14 protein-coding genes are annotated in these 13,853 nt (G+C 65.7%); all 14 read left to right on the plus strand.

Annotation, left to right across the window (positions count from 1 at the left end; genetic code table 11):
* Positions 1-10 precede the first annotated feature (10 nt).
* The 14 genes from ACM0PB_RS03540 to ACM0PB_RS03605 all read left to right on the plus strand — a co-directional run bounded on the left by ACM0PB_RS03540 (position 11) and on the right by ACM0PB_RS03605 (position 13,846).
* Positions 11-1,165, plus strand: a complete 1,155-nt coding sequence (locus tag ACM0PB_RS03540; RefSeq protein WP_414604331.1) for a hypothetical protein — start codon at positions 11-13, stop codon at positions 1,163-1,165.
* A 64-nt stretch (positions 1,166-1,229) separates the two neighbouring features.
* Positions 1,230-1,589, plus strand: a complete 360-nt coding sequence (locus ACM0PB_RS03545) for a capsid cement protein (RefSeq protein ID WP_088431744.1) — start codon at positions 1,230-1,232, stop codon at positions 1,587-1,589.
* Positions 1,590-1,642: 53 nt separating this feature from the next.
* Positions 1,643-2,590 (plus strand): major capsid protein, encoded by a 948-nt coding sequence (locus ACM0PB_RS03550; protein ID WP_125892632.1) that lies wholly within the window; start codon positions 1,643-1,645, stop codon positions 2,588-2,590.
* Positions 2,591-2,751: 161 nt separating this feature from the next.
* The gene (locus ACM0PB_RS03555) at positions 2,752-3,258 is read left to right on the plus strand and encodes a hypothetical protein (RefSeq protein WP_414604332.1); all 507 of its coding nucleotides are present in this window, start codon (positions 2,752-2,754) and stop codon (positions 3,256-3,258) included.
* A gap of 8 nt (positions 3,259-3,266) precedes the next feature.
* On the plus strand, positions 3,267-3,797 hold the full coding sequence (locus ACM0PB_RS03560) for a phage protein Gp36 family protein (protein WP_414604333.1): 531 nt from the start codon (positions 3,267-3,269) through the stop codon (positions 3,795-3,797).
* Positions 3,794-4,273 carry a phage tail terminator protein gene (locus tag ACM0PB_RS03565; RefSeq protein ID WP_414604334.1) on the plus strand — a complete coding sequence of 160 codons (480 nt, stop codon included), beginning with the start codon at positions 3,794-3,796 and terminating at the stop codon, positions 4,271-4,273. The genes ACM0PB_RS03560 and ACM0PB_RS03565 overlap by 4 nt, the downstream gene beginning before the upstream one ends.
* A complete protein-coding gene (locus tag ACM0PB_RS03570; RefSeq protein ID WP_155029304.1) occupies positions 4,270-4,431 on the plus strand; it encodes a DUF7210 family protein in 162 nt (53 codons plus the stop codon). Before ACM0PB_RS03565 ends, ACM0PB_RS03570 begins: the two co-directional genes overlap by 4 nt.
* 2 nt (positions 4,432-4,433) lie before the next feature.
* Positions 4,434-5,198, plus strand: coding sequence for a phage tail tube protein (locus ACM0PB_RS03575; protein ID WP_414604335.1), 765 nt, complete (start codon positions 4,434-4,436; stop codon positions 5,196-5,198).
* Positions 5,198-5,716 (plus strand): DUF6631 family protein, encoded by a 519-nt coding sequence (locus tag ACM0PB_RS03580; protein WP_414604336.1) that lies wholly within the window; start codon positions 5,198-5,200, stop codon positions 5,714-5,716. The genes ACM0PB_RS03575 and ACM0PB_RS03580 overlap by 1 nt, the downstream gene beginning before the upstream one ends.
* Positions 5,717-5,842: 126 nt before the next feature.
* A complete protein-coding gene (locus tag ACM0PB_RS03585) occupies positions 5,843-9,400 on the plus strand; it encodes a phage tail length tape measure family protein (RefSeq protein ID WP_414604337.1) in 3,558 nt (1,185 codons plus the stop codon).
* A gap of 2 nt (positions 9,401-9,402) precedes the next feature.
* Entirely contained in the window at positions 9,403-10,380 is a 978-nt protein-coding gene (locus tag ACM0PB_RS03590; RefSeq protein WP_414604338.1) for a hypothetical protein, read from the plus strand.
* Between the two features lie 3 nt (positions 10,381-10,383).
* Positions 10,384-11,364, plus strand: a complete 981-nt coding sequence (locus ACM0PB_RS03595; protein WP_414604339.1) for a hypothetical protein — start codon at positions 10,384-10,386, stop codon at positions 11,362-11,364.
* Positions 11,364-13,067: a hypothetical protein gene (locus ACM0PB_RS03600; protein WP_414604340.1), complete on the plus strand. Its 1,704-nt coding sequence runs from the start codon at positions 11,364-11,366 to the stop codon at positions 13,065-13,067. Before ACM0PB_RS03595 ends, ACM0PB_RS03600 begins: the two co-directional genes overlap by 1 nt.
* Positions 13,064-13,846, plus strand: coding sequence for a phage BR0599 family protein (locus ACM0PB_RS03605; RefSeq protein ID WP_414604341.1), 783 nt, complete (start codon positions 13,064-13,066; stop codon positions 13,844-13,846). Before ACM0PB_RS03600 ends, ACM0PB_RS03605 begins: the two co-directional genes overlap by 4 nt.
* The last annotated feature ends 7 nt before the right edge of the window (positions 13,847-13,853 follow it).

Here is a 13,853-nt window from a genome sequence, read left to right on the forward strand (position 1 = left end):
ACATGGCGGCATGAACCAGCCCGCCGCAGCTCTCGAGATCTTCAAGGCAGGAACGCACGTCGCCGAGGACGGTCGCTCCTTTACGTTCAGCGAAGCCGACGTTCAGCAGATCGCGCAGACCTATAGCGTCGACCTGCATGAGGCACCGATCGTTGTCGGCCATCCCAAGGCGGATCTGCCGGCATACGGTTGGGGTAAATCGCTGGAGTGTCGCGACGGCGTGCTGTTCGCAGAGCCGCACCAGGTCGACCCCGATTTCGCCAGCATGGTCAACAAGGGTCGTTTCAAGAAGATCAGCGCATCGATCTTCCTTCCCGACACGCCTGGCAATCCGACGCCCGGCAAGTTCTACCTGCGGCACATCGGTTTCCTGGGCGCACAGCCGCCAGCAGTGAAGGGGCTGAAGTCCGCGTCCTTCTGCGATGGCGAAGAAGCGGTCTGCTTCTCGCAACCGCTCGCCCGCTTGGGCTGGACCCTGGGCAGCTTGCTGCAGTCGATGCGCGATTACCTCATCGACCGAGACGGGCTGGAAACAGCCGACAAGCTCATCCCGCAATGGCAGATCCGCGAGGTCACGGAAAGCACGCGTGATCCGGACGAGCGTGTGGGAGCAACCTCGACCGCTTTCGCGGAACCCACCGATGAACGAACAACGGAGATTCAAATGTCCCAGCAGAACCAGGAACAGATCGCCCAGCGCCAGCAGGAACTGGACAACCAGACTGCCGCCCTGGATGCACGTGAGAAGGCACTGGCCGCCCGTGAGGCGGTTGCGCGTCGCGAAGACGCCACCAACTTTGCCGAGGGCCTGGTCAACGACGGCAAGCTGTTGCCGCGACAGAAGGCCGGTGTCGTTGAGCTGCTGTTGGCCCTCCCGGTGGGCGGCCAGCCGCTGAACTTCGCCGAGGGCGAAACCCAGGTTTCCAAGCCCGCCGAAGCGGTCCTGCGCGAGCTGCTTTCCAGCCTGCCCAAGACGATGGACTTCAGCGAGAAGTCCGGCGGCGGTTTGCCTGACACGTCGGCGCCCGCCGATTTCGCCACGCCGGGTGGTGGCCTGCAGGTCGATGCCGCCGGCATGGAGCTGCACCGCAAGGCAGTGGCCTACCAGCAGACCAACCCAGGCGTGAAGTACCTGGACGCGGTGAAGGCCGTCGGCGGTCGTTGATCGCCAACGACAGCCAGTCACCACCCAGACCATTCGCAGCTACAGGCGCCAGGAGCGCACGACCATGACCCAGAAGATTGCTCTGCTTTCCCTCTCCATCGCCGCCACGGCCGCACTGGCTGCCGAGCGCTTCGTCGGTGCCGGCGGCGCCTATGCCACCGCCGGCGGCAACACCTTCGGCGTGACGGCCACCGAAGCCAAGGTCGGCGAGCTGGTCAACACCGACGTGCTGGGCACGGCGGTCGCCACCGCCGGCGGTGTGATCGCGAAGAACGCCTACGTCCAGGTCGGCAGTGACGGCAAGGCGGTTACCCATACCACCGGCGTCGCCGTTGCACAGGCGCTGCAGGGTGCCGCTGCGGATGGCGACCGCATTGAGGTGCTGCTGATCCAGAACGCCCCCAGCGCGGCGCCGGCCGGCTAAGCGGCACGCCGCAGCGCTAAGCCCATCCCTCGTCGAATTCAAGAGACCCTGTCATGACCCAGCAAACCACTGCCCAGTCCCGCGTCATCGATCCCATTCTCACCACCCATGCGCAGGGCTACCTGCGGCCGGGCAACGTGGGCCGCTTCCTGTTCCCGATCGCCACGGTGCGCTCCTACGGCGGCCAGATTCTGGAGTTCGGCAAGGAGAGCTTCCGCCGCTACAACACCAAGCGCGCCCCCGGCTCGGCGACCAAGCGCATCACCTTCGGCTACGCCGGCAAGCCCTATGCCATCACACCGGCTGGCCTGGAGGCGCTGGTGCCGGACGAAAACCAGAACGACGCTGCCCAGGTGCCGGGCCTGGACCTGGCCAGTGACGCGGTCGACGTCGTCCTCGACACCCACGAACTGGCCCACGAGTACGAGTGCGCCGAACTGGCCCGCGACGCCTCCAAGTACGACAACGATCACAAGATCACGCTGGTAGGCGCGGATGCCTGGACGGGCGATGGCAGTGATCCGACTCAGGATATCGGCAAGGCCAAGAACGCGGTGCGTGGCTCGATCGGCGTGCGCCCGAATACCGTCCTGCTTTCGGCGTCGTCCTTCGCTGCTCTGGAATCCAACAAGTCGATCATCGACCGGCTGAAGTACACCGGCCGCGACTCGGTCACGGCGGAGCTGCTGGCCAAGCTGTGGAACGTGCAGAACGTGTACGTCGGCGAGGCGGTGGGTGCGAGCGGCCAGGACGATGACCTCAGCGACGTCTGGGGCAATGACGTGATCGTGGCGTATGTGGCTCCGCCGACCGGTGGCAACAGCCGCAGCAACGCGCGTCCGAGCTATGGCTACACCTACTCGATCACCGGCATGCCGCTGGTCCGCAAGCCGTACCGCGACGAAAACGCCCGCTCCTGGGTGTATCCGGTGGACGCTGATCGCGTGCCGGTGATGAGCGGCATGCTCGCCGGCTACCTGATCCAGGGTGCTGGCGCGTAAGGCACAACCGGCCGCTGGCGACAGGAGCGTCGCCAGCGTTGCCTACGCCACACCAAGAGCGGCGGCGGCACCAGGCGAACGCGGGCCTGGCAGTGCGGAGCACAGCGAACCATGCGTGACAGCCGGAGAGCACGGCACCACACCTATTCGGAGACCCCGTCGTGGCCAAGCCCCGCACCGCGCCGTCCAGCGCACCCAAGACCGTCCAGGACAGCAAGCCGGCCGCCGCGCCGGCCGTCACGGAAGAGAAGCCCGCAGAGACCGCCACGGCACAGTTGGATCCTCCGGCCGATGCCGATGCCGATGCCGATTCCAAGATCGATGTCGACGCCGCCGCATCGTCGGACTTGACCGCCGACCCGGCGCTGGCACCGGCCGAGAACGATCAGGCTCTTGGCGCCGGCGGCGACGTTACCGCCTCTGCACCGCCGGCCACCGCTGAAGCCAGTGGCGCGGCCGGTGCCGCTGAAGGCCCTGTCGCCGGCGTGAATTCGCCTGATGACGACGCGCCGGCACGCGTCTGTTTTGAGGTGCTGACTCCGTTCAAGTTCAAGGGGCACCCCGTCAAGCCGCCGGCCTGGATCGAAATCTCCGAAGACGACGCGGCGATCTACCAGGCCGCTGGCGTCCTCGGCAGCGAGCCGGCCGAACCCTTCGACCACGTCTGAGGGCCGCCATGTCTTACTGCACGCTGCCCCTGCTGTCGGCCGCCAAGCTCGCCAGGGAATTGGCCGAGGTGGCCACCCCGGAGCGCTTCCGCATCGTCGATGAGGCGCTGATGGACGCCACGCTCCTTGGCGAGGACCGCAGCGCCTACGATCCTGCAGACGTTGCGATCGCCGACCAGGCCGCAGCGCACGTGCAGCGCGCCCTGGACGACGCCGACGGCGTGATCAATGGCTACCTGGTCGTGCGCAAGCCGGTGCCCTACACCGTACCGCTCAACCCGGTGCCAACGATCGTCCCAACCTGGGCACGCTGGATCGCCCGCTACCTGCTGCACAAGGATCGGGTCAACACCGAAGACCGGACGGACCCGGTGGTGCGCGACTACAAGGAAGCACTGCGCTTTCTGGAGCTGACCAGGGACGGCAAGTTCTCGCTCGGCGTTGACGACCCGCTTCCACCTCCGAGCAGTGGTTCGCCTGAGTGGTGCGCGCCGGCGCGACAGTTCACCCACGCCACGCTGGAGGACTACGGCAAGTGAGCGCCGCGCCCTTCGACGTCGAGCTGGTCCGCGAGCGCCTGGTGGCGGCCAAGCTGCTGGAGAACCAGACGCTGCGGTCCATCAAAGGCGCGGCCGACTACCACGCCGTGCAGTCGCTCCAGGACTTCCCGGCGCCGTGTGCCTACCTGGTGCTGGCCCGAGAAAAGGCGGTCTCGCAGCAACAGGGCGTCGCCCCTCCGGGACAGCAGGTGCCGAGCAGCCAGATTGCCTACGCCAGCTTTGCCGTCGTGGTCGCGGCGAGGAACTACCGCGATCAGCGCGGCGAGCAGGTCACCCAGGATTTGCAGGCAGTGCTGGCCGCCATTCGCGGAGCGCTGATTGGCTGGGTTCCGGATCTGCCGGGCGCGCGCGCCTGTCAGTTCGTCCAGGGCGACATGCAGGACTACAACGCGAGCATCGCGCTGTGGGCCGACATCTATCAAACGCAGCACATCATCAAAGGAGCAGCGCGGTGAACGAAGCACCCGTCCAGAAGCTGGTCGAGGTCACGCTCGACAAGCCCCACACCCACGCCGGCGTCCAGTACGACGCCAAGGCCAAGATCAAGGTGTCCGAAGCGGATCGCGAGTGGTTGATCGCGAACCGCGTGGTCGCCGATACGAAGGAGAAGTGACGATGTCCGGTACCGGTTCCCTTTTCTCGCTGCAGGGTTACATCCGCAGCGCCGACGTCCTGGCCGATGGCAAGATCGGTAAGCTGCGCTGGCTCGGCAACGTTCCCGAAGCCACCCTGGAACTGTCCACCAACAGTACCGACAAGACCGATTCGTTCTCCGGCAAGCGCCTGCAGCTCGGCCGCCTGGACACCGGCACGACCGCCGCGCTGAACCTGACGCTGGACTACTGGTCCTCCGCCAACCTCGCGCTCGGCTTCCAGGCAACGGTCGCGGACATCGCCGCCGCCACGGTGACCGGCGAGGTGTTCCCGACCGGCCTGGTGGCGGGTGACCAGGTGCGCCTGGACCATCCGTTCGCGTCCGCCCTGGTGCTGACCGACAGCGCCACCACCCCGGCCACGGTGCCGCCGGCCAACTACGGGTTGGTGGGGCACAGCCAGAGTGTCGTTGAGCTGAAGGACATCGGTACCTTCCAGCAGCCGTTCAAAGCGGCCTACAGCTACGAGGGCGTGGAGAACACGGTGCTGTTCTCTGCTCCGGGCAAGGTGCAGTTCCTGCAGTTCGACGGCATCAACACCGAGACCGGTGAGTCTGTGGTCATTGAACTGTGGCGCGCGCGCTTCGCCCCTGTGCAGTCGCTGGGCCTGATCAACCAGGAATACGGCAACCTTGCCCTGTCGGCCGCCATCCTGTTCGACCCCGCCCGTGCCAACGACCCGGCGCTGGGTGGCTTCGGTCGCCTGCTGCAGAAGAAGGCCGCCTGATGGCCAAGAAGGTCGAGGCCGCGGCTAAGAAGGGAGCGCCCAAGACGGGCGCTCCCGACGAACTGGCCATTCTGCATCCGGAGAGCAGCGCAGTGATCGGTGGCCGCGAGATCACTGTCCGTGAGTACGGCTTCGTCGAGGCCGCACGTCTGGATCGTCACATCCGTCCGCTGGTCGAAGGGCTGCACCGCGTCTTCGGTGATGCGTCCGTCATCCCGAGCATGGAAGCGGTGGCCGAGGTTCTGGCCAACAACATCGATGACGTGCTGGTGCTGATCGCAGCAGCGACCGACCAGGACAAGGACTGGATCAGCAGTCTCGGCTATCGCGATGGCGAGCAGCTGCAGCTGCTGTGGTGGCAGGTGAACGGCCATTTTTTCATCGAACGCCTGATGCGAAAGGCAGCGGCCGAGCGGCTGGCAAGGTCATTGGCTGGGCCCAGCTCTACTCAATCCTCATCCGAGCGGGGTACGGACGAACCCCCGCCGACATCGGGCGATACACCCAGCGGCAGCTGATGCTCTTCCTGCGGGAAGAGGACAGGCGCAGTCGCAGGGAGCGCCGCGCCAGGCTGCACGACATCAACGCCGCATTCGCTGGCGGCGCCGTAGCCAAGGATCTATCCAAGCAACTGGAGTAATCACGTGAACCGCAACGCCGGCAACATGGAACTGGCCCTCAAGATCCGAGCGGACCTCGGCCAGGCCGGCAGCGCGGTCCAGGCCCTGGACAAGGATCTGGAGAAGATCGGCGGCTCGGCGCAGAAGGCGGCCGATGGCCTGGCCAAGGTCGGCAACGCCAAGGGCGTCGCCGAGACCGGGAAGGCTGCAGAGGCCGCCGCCGCTGGCCTGCAGCGCCAGGGCGAGACCGCCGAGCAGGCGGCCAAACGCATCCAGGACATGGTGCAGGCATCGCTGGCCTACCAGCGGGCGCTGGATGCGCAGCTGCAGGCCAGCCAGGCCAACAGTGATGCCACCGCACGCCATGCTGCCGCCACGACTGAGCAGGCCCGCGCCTCGCGTGAGGCAGTCCAGGCCGCCTATGCCTCGCAGGCCACCACCACCCAGCAGATCCAGTCCATCTCCGAACTGCAGCAGCGCGTCGAGCGCGGTGCCCGGTCGTTCGAAGACCTGGCCGAAACCGAGCAGCTGCTCGACCGGGTGATGCGATCCAACCTGATCTCGGTGGAGGAGCAGTCCGAGATCTTCGGCAAGCTGGACAAGCAGGAGAAGCAGCTGCTGGCCAGCAAGGAACAGGCCGCCTCCGCCCGCGCCAAGGAAGAGCGCCAGATGCAGCAGCTGCTGCGCGTGTACGACCCGGCCCACGCTGCGCTGGTCCGGCTCGATGCCGACGAAGCCAAGCTCAAGCGATCGGTTGATGCCGGCACCATCTCGCGCGAAGCCTACAACCGCGCGATGGTGGGTATCGCCAGCCAGCGTGCCCATTGGCAGCAGTTGAGCGACGGCGTCGATCTTGCCGATCGGCGCATGCGCAATCTCAGCCTGTCAGCCCGCGAGGTCCGTACCAGCCTGGCCGGTGTCGGCGCCAACCTGCTGCAGGGCAATGTCTCTGGCGCCGGCAGCATGCTGCTCAACCTTGGCAGTCGCAGCGCGGCAGGCTTTGGCGCCCTCGGGGTGGCCGTCGGCGGTGCCGTGGCCACGCTGGGTCTGTTCGCAGCCGCCGCATACAAGGGCTATCAGGAGAACCGCGCCTTGGAGCTGTCCCTGATCGCCACCGGCAATGCGGCGGGGACGACGGCCGGGCACCTGGCGGAACTGCGCAACCAGGTGGGCGGCGCCACTGGCGAGTACGGCAAGGCTCAGCAGGCATTGAACGGCCTGGCCGGATCCGGCCGGATCGCAAGCGATTCGCTTGCCGAGGCGGCCGAAGCGGCCGTGAACCTGTCCAAGCTCACCGGCGACAGCATCGAGAACACGACGGCCAAGATCATCGCCTTGGCCAAGGCGCCGTCGGCAACGCTGGCCGAGCTGAACGAGCAATACAACTTCCTGACGCTGGAGGTGTACGACCACGTTCGCGCCCTGGAGGATCAGGGCCGCCAAACCGACGCCGCACGCCTGGCCATCAGCTCCTTCGCGGAAGTCCACAAGCAGCGCGTGGAGGAGGCCCGCCAGTCGGCCGGCTTCCTGGAACAGGCTTGGGAGGGCGTCAAGGGCGCGGTGCTGCGCACCTGGCAGGCAATGAAGGACGTCGGCCGCACCGACGTGGAGGCTCGCCTCAGCTCCCTGCGTGAGGACCTGGCGTTCTTCCAGTCATTGCGGAACAGCCCGATTCCTGGTGACGCCACCCGAGGTGCAGCTGGCGAACAGCAGACCAAGGCCCGCATCGCCGCGCTGGAGTCGGAGAAGGCCGCCCTGGAACAGCGGGCGGCGGCCGACAAGGCCAACCAGGAGGTGCAGGGCAAGGCCGTGGCCGCATCGAAGGCCATCCAGGACCAGCTCGACAGCGGCGCACCGAAGGCGGAGAAGCTGGCGAAGGCCGTCGACGAGCTGGGCAAGAAGTTCCGCGCATTGCGTGACGGTGCTGCCGCAGGCAACACCGATCCTGAACTACTGCGCGACGTCGTCTTCGGCGCCGATGGCAGCATCAAGGGCGGCGCCTATGACAAGGCGCTCAAGCAGCTGCAGGAGCAGTACAAGGACCGCAGCCGCACGCGCAAGCCGGGCAAGACCGAGGGCGAGAAGGCCGAAACCGCTGCCCAGCGCGAGCTGGACAACCTGGCCAAACAGGTGTCCATGCTGGGCGACCTGCAGGAGGGCGAAACCAAGGCCGGCGAAGCTGCGCGTATCCGCTATGAGATCGAGGAAGGCGCCTACAAGAACGCCAGCGAGGGTCTGAAATCCCAGCTGGTCGACCAGGCGCAGCTGCTCGACAGTGAACGCCAACGCGTGGAGATGGCCAAGAAGATGGTCGACGTGCGCCTGCAGCTCGCTCAGCTGCAGGGCACCGGTGCCGATGCTGAGGCGGCCAAGACGGTGAAGGAGCTGGGGCGCCTGCAGCAGCAGCTGGACAACGTGGGCAAGAGTGCCGAAGCCGCCGACGTGGCCAAGCTGATGAAGCTCACCGAGGCCAGCGCGCAGCTCAAGGGCCTGCAGGAGACCTACAACCGCACGATGGGCCAGGTGGCCCTGGAGCAGCAGCGCATCCAGGTCGAGCTGCAGGCCGGTCTCATCACCGAAGCGGACGCGCAGCAGCGCATTGTCAACCTGTACCAGGCCAAGCTGGTTACCCTGCGGGAACTGGTTCCGAAAATGCGGGAAGCCGCGACGGCCTTGGGCAACCCCGAGGCGTTGGCGGCGGTCGAGCAGATCGAGCTGAAACTGCGGGAGATGGCGCAGACCACGGACCTCCTGCAGCAGAACGTCCGTACCACGTTCCAGAGCGCCTTCAAGGAAGCGTTCATGTCGCTGGCAAGCGGCAGCGCCTCCCTGGGTGACATGGTGCGGAGCTTCTTCGTGACGGTGTCCACTGGCCTGGCTGAGTTCGTCGCCGAGCAGTGGTCGCAGGCATTGGCCAGCAAGATCACGTCGATGGTGTTCGACAAGGGCGTGGACGTCGGGGCAGATGCAGCGGCAGCCGCCGCCACCCAGGCCTCAGCGACGGCCCTATCGAGCGCAGCGGCGGGCGTGACCGCCGGCGCCACCGCCGTGGCCACCAGCGCGACCGCGCTCAGTACCTCGGGGGCCGGCTTGATCAGCGGTGCAGCTGCAGTTACTGCCGCAGCCGTTCAGATGCAGTCGGCAGCAGCAGCGATGGCCGCCGCAAACGCCATCGGTGCCGCCTCCAGCTTTGCGGTCGGTGGCTACACCGGTCCCGGTGGCAAGTACCAGCCCGCCGGCATTGTTCACGCCGGCGAGTTCGTCCATCGCCAAGAGGTGGTGCGTCAGCCCGGAGCGCTGGCATTCCTGTCGGCCTTCAACCAGGTCGGCATGGCCGCCATTGACCGCTGGCGGGGCTATGCCGAGGGCGGTGCGGTCACGCCGATGATCGCGAGCACCCCCGTCTTCACCGCCGCATCGCCCACCCCAATGGCCGCTGCCGCGCAGCTGGGCTTGCGCGTCATCAACCAGGTGTCGCCAGACCTGCTCGACCAGTACCTGGACGATCCAGGCAGCGACACCACCGTCATCAACAAGATCAGCCGCAACGCTGCGGCGATCCGCCAAGTATTGGGACTCTGAGCATGGCCTGGAAAACCGGCACGGCCGCCAACGTCAACGATCTGCTGCTGCAGCTGCGCGACTTTCTGACTGCCGACCCTGCGCTGGTCGCGGCGAACCAGCAGTGGACTGCCATTGGCGGGGTCACCTCCGGCCCGATCGCTGCCAACGACTTTGTGTCGCTCAAAGGCCGGGGCCTCGCTGGGACCGACGAAATCTACCTGTCCCTGCAGGCTTTCACCGACGCGTCCAACAGCTACTACACGTTGGCTGTGCGAGGACACACCTCGTACAACCCCTCGGCGCCGTCCTTCGATCCGGTCGGCGCCAACAGCAATCCTATCGGCTTGCCCTTGGTGAACTCCGCGATCGTCTACTGGTTCATCGCCAACGGTCGATGCGTCAAGGTAATCACCAGGGTGAATGGCCGCTACGATGCCATGTACGCGGGCTTCATTTTGTCCGAGCACCTTCCGGAGGACTGGTCTTACCCGTTGTTCATTGGCGGATCCACCTATTCGCGATCGAACCGTGCATCCGATGACAGCAACATGCACAGCAATTTCTGGAACCCATCCGGTTCCAACAGCTTGAATACTTCTCTGTCACAAGCCTATTTGTTCTCCCCGATGCAGGCGTGGGTTCCAGTCCGGAACACCTACAGCACCAGCTACTCCACCTCGACTGTCGGACGGCTCACGGTGCCGTGGGGAGGCATCTGTAACAGCAACCATCGCCGGCTTCTGGACGGCACTGCATGGCTTCAGCGCGGTCAGCTTCTGGCCGTTGCCAATGAGTCGGGAAACCCGGACGTCGGCACCGCCTACGATCAAGTCCCAGAGGGCGGGCAGTTCTATGGCGGATTCGATGGCGTGTTCTATACCCCGTCCCTTGGTGCCGTTGCTGAGCAGCGCGTTACCGCCGACGGGATCGAACACATTTTGGTTCCCAACGTCTACCGCACCGGTGACGGGCAGTTCGCCGCCTTCGCTCTGGAGTAATTCATGGCCTACATCGAACACGCCAATGTGGCGAATCTCCACACGCTGATTGATCTGATCGCACAGTTCTGTGCCGCCAATGGCTGGACCGTCGAACGCAATACCCTCAGTGGCACCAACAGGACGCTTACGCTGCGTGTTCCAGGCGTCTCGGACTACGTTCACCTCTACAACATCGATCAGGCCAACCTCAGAAGCCGGATATCGATCGGCTTCTCGGCGGCCGCAGTTCCAGGATCTCAACCGAACGTTACGCCGGAAGACGCCATCAGCAACGTGCTGGCCGGTCCGTATCCTCGGCTCAAGCTGTTCGCAAATGGGAACGCTGTGCATGTGGCAATCTCGACCGCAACGGCCGGTGACTACCGTCATCACGCCTTTGGCGTGCTGCAGAAGGCGGGAGACTATGTTGGTGGCACCTATGCCGACGGGACCTATTGGAGAGCGCTGACTGGGAGCTACAGTGGCTATATCACGACGAACGGAGGCAACAGAATCCTGTTCGGTCATGCCACGTCGCCGCCGGGCGTTGGGCACCTGCGTGCGGACTCGGCAGAAGACGGCCGCAGCAACAGCTTTCATCGAATCAGCAACTACTACGGTGGCGCCCTGGGAACTGAGGGGACCGCATGCACTGGGGTTGGCTCGCTCGGCCAGTCATTGACCTCCCCGAGCGCCTACGACCTCTTGTGGTTGGGGCGAGCCCTGGGCGCCGGAGATGAGAATATCTTCTCCGGCCGAAGTGTCTTGCACCCGATCATCTTTTCTATTCGGCGCGCGGGCGCCTCTCCGTATCTGTCGCCGGTGGGTATGGTGCTTGGCACTCGCGCCTGCTCGATCGCCAAGCTGGAGCCTGAGCAGGAGATCACTATCGGCGACGAGACATGGGTGGTGTTCCCCTGGCTGCGCAAGCTGGCGATGAGCACTGCCAGCAACGCCACTCCAGCATCCGGCAACTATGGCTGGGCGGTTCGGAAGTCCTGATGGCACTCATTCTTCCCGAGGTCAGTAGCGTGGCGGGGCTCTGGCAAAGCCGGAACTTGGACATCCCACGCACTCCGTTCCCGTTGATGCCGACGCGCGCATCACTGTCACGACCGGATCTGCGCTCGGGGCCAGCAGTGACGGGTGCCATCGTTGTGCCCGACGAGCCGGTGGCCGGCTCGGCACTGCGAACCTCGCACGATGATTGGTTCTACAGGCTGCACGTGCTGCCCTTGCGTATCGACCTCGGCAACCTTGTGACCAACCAGGTTCGTTCGGTTCGTCTGTGGAACGCGTACTTCCAGCCGCAGAACCTGTCGGCGGTTTCTCTCGACGGCGGCGAAGGTATCGACCTGACCGGCCCCGGAGCGCCGCCGCTGGTGTTCGCTCCGCTGCAGGTTCGGCAGTGGAGCCTCACCGTGTCGACCGAAGGTCCGCCGGTCATCACCGCCGCGCTCACATTCACGTTCAGCGGCCTGGGCGATCGGACGATCACCATCACCGGCAATCGCATGTCGGCATGGATGCTTCCCCCAGACTGGGAACGCCCCGTCACGGAAACCCTGGCGTGGGCGACAGACGTCCAGCAGTCGGTCGATGGCAGCGAGGCGCGCTTCCCCCTGCGCGCGGCGCCGAGGCGCAGCTGGGAGTTCAGCGTCGTCGCAGACCGGCGGGAGCGCCAGGTGCTGGAGCATGCGCTCTTCGACTGGTCAGCTCGCACTTGGGCCTTGCCGATCTGGAACGACGTGTCGTGGCTGAAGGCGCGCTTGGCTCTGGGGGTACAGTCCATCCCGGTGCCGGCAGCGGTCCAGCGGGATTACCGCATCGGCGGCCTGGCGATGCTCTGGAAGGACGTCACCACCTATGAACTGGTGGAGGTTGCGGGAATATCCGCCGATGCGCTGCAGTTGGCTCGCCCAACCGCGAATGCCTGGCAGCCAGGCACGCGCGTGCTGCCCTGTAGGACGGCACGCATCGCCGAAACCCCAAGCCTGGAGCGCCTCACCGACAGGGTGATGCGCTCAACCGTGCGCCTGGCTGCGGTGGAGAACTGCGATTGGCCGGCTGTCGCGCCGCCCACCTCCTATCGGGGGCGGCCCGTGCTGGAGCAGCGGCCGGATCTCGACCAGGCACAAACGGCCGAGTTTGGTCGGCAGCTGGTGGTGATCGATGGGGATATCGGGCCGGTGACGATCGACGACATCAGCGGCAAGGCTTGGCCGCTGCAGTCCCATGCGTGGCAGACCTGGGGCCGATCGGAGCAGGCCAGCCTGCGCGGCTTGCTGTACTGGCTGCAGGGGCGCGCCTCGGCGCTATGGGTGCCCTCCTGGGCTGACGACCTTGAGCTTGTCGAGCCGTCGCTGTCCACCTCCAGCGGCATTGTGGTTGCCTGGGCAGGTGTCGCCCGGTTCGGGCGCGCGCAGGCAGGCCGCCGGCATCTTCGCATCGAGCTGTCCAGTGGCCAGGTGCTGTACCGCCAGCTCACCCAAGCAACCGAGCTGGATCCGCAGCGGGAGTTTCTTCAGCTGGATGTCCCTCACGGGGTCGCACTGCAGCCCGGCACCGTTCGCCTGATCAGCTGGATGGTGCTGGCCCGCCTCAGTTCCGACACGGTCGAGCTGTCGCACGAAACCGATGGCGAGGGCGTGGCGCGATGCCGGGTTTCTTTCGCCGGCATCGATGCAGAGGAGAGCGAACCATGAGCCTGTTCTCACGCCACGTCGAACTGTACGAGTTCGGCCGCGGATCGCAGCGGTGGCGCTACACCTCCAGCGATCGGCTTGAGACCTACGACGCCCAGGCGTTCGCCCCGGTGGCCATCAAGCGCGGGCGTATCGGCCAGTCGGCTCAGGAAGCCCGGTCCAACCTGGAGTTGACGGTGCCGCTTTCGCTGACGTTGGCATCGGTGCTGCGCCCGTATCCTCCCACCGAGCGGATCATCGTGCGGTGGCGCCGGATCCGGAAAAGCGACAACGCGATCCGGGGAACATGGAACGGCGTGCTGAGCGACGTCACGGAACGCCAGAACGACCTGGTGTTGACCTGCCAAAGCAACGCCGGCGCTGCTGCAACCAACGGTCTGCGCCGTTGCTGGCAGGGGCAGTGCCCCTTCGCCTTGTTCGACTCGGACTGCGGTCTGAATCCGGAGTTGTTCCGCGTTGACGGTGTTCTGTCGGCCGCCACTTCTCAGACCGTGTCGTCCAGCGCCTTCGCAGCCAAGCCTGATGGTTGGTTCGTGGGTGGCTTCGTCAAGTGGGTGAAAGGCAACGCTACCGAGCATCGCTTCGTCGTTGGCCATGTCGGTCCGACGCTGACGCTGCTGACCGCAGCGCCGCTCGCTGCTGGGGAGCTGGTTTCGGCCTATCCGGGCTGCGGGCACTCGCTGTCGATCTGCCACGAGAAGTTCAACAACGCGCTGAGATACGGCGGCCAGCACACCATTCCACCGAAGAACCCCTTCGGTCCTGATCCCATCTTCTAAGAGGAGC

It is taken from the genome of Stenotrophomonas sp. AR029 (assembly GCF_047520695.2).
GTDB classification, from domain to species: Bacteria; Pseudomonadota; Gammaproteobacteria; order Xanthomonadales; family Xanthomonadaceae; genus Stenotrophomonas; species Stenotrophomonas sepilia.

Coding starts and splice junctions, on each gene's coding strand:
- ACM0PB_RS03560 (WP_414604333.1), top strand. CDS start 3,267: ATGTCTTACTGCACGCTGCCCCTGCTGTCGGCCGCCAAGCTCGCCAGG.
- ACM0PB_RS03605 (WP_414604341.1), top strand. CDS start 13,064: ATGAGCCTGTTCTCACGCCACGTCGAACTGTACGAGTTCGGCCGCGGA.
- ACM0PB_RS03600 (WP_414604340.1), top strand. CDS start 11,364: ATGGCACTCATTCTTCCCGAGGTCAGTAGCGTGGCGGGGCTCTGGCAA.
- ACM0PB_RS03575 (WP_414604335.1), top strand. CDS start 4,434: ATGTCCGGTACCGGTTCCCTTTTCTCGCTGCAGGGTTACATCCGCAGC.
- ACM0PB_RS03590 (WP_414604338.1), top strand. CDS start 9,403: ATGGCCTGGAAAACCGGCACGGCCGCCAACGTCAACGATCTGCTGCTG.
- ACM0PB_RS03580 (WP_414604336.1), top strand. CDS start 5,198: ATGGCCAAGAAGGTCGAGGCCGCGGCTAAGAAGGGAGCGCCCAAGACG.
- ACM0PB_RS03595 (WP_414604339.1), top strand. CDS start 10,384: ATGGCCTACATCGAACACGCCAATGTGGCGAATCTCCACACGCTGATT.
- ACM0PB_RS03540 (WP_414604331.1), top strand. CDS start 11: ATGAACCAGCCCGCCGCAGCTCTCGAGATCTTCAAGGCAGGAACGCAC.
- ACM0PB_RS03550 (WP_125892632.1), top strand. CDS start 1,643: ATGACCCAGCAAACCACTGCCCAGTCCCGCGTCATCGATCCCATTCTC.
- ACM0PB_RS03545 (WP_088431744.1), top strand. CDS start 1,230: ATGACCCAGAAGATTGCTCTGCTTTCCCTCTCCATCGCCGCCACGGCC.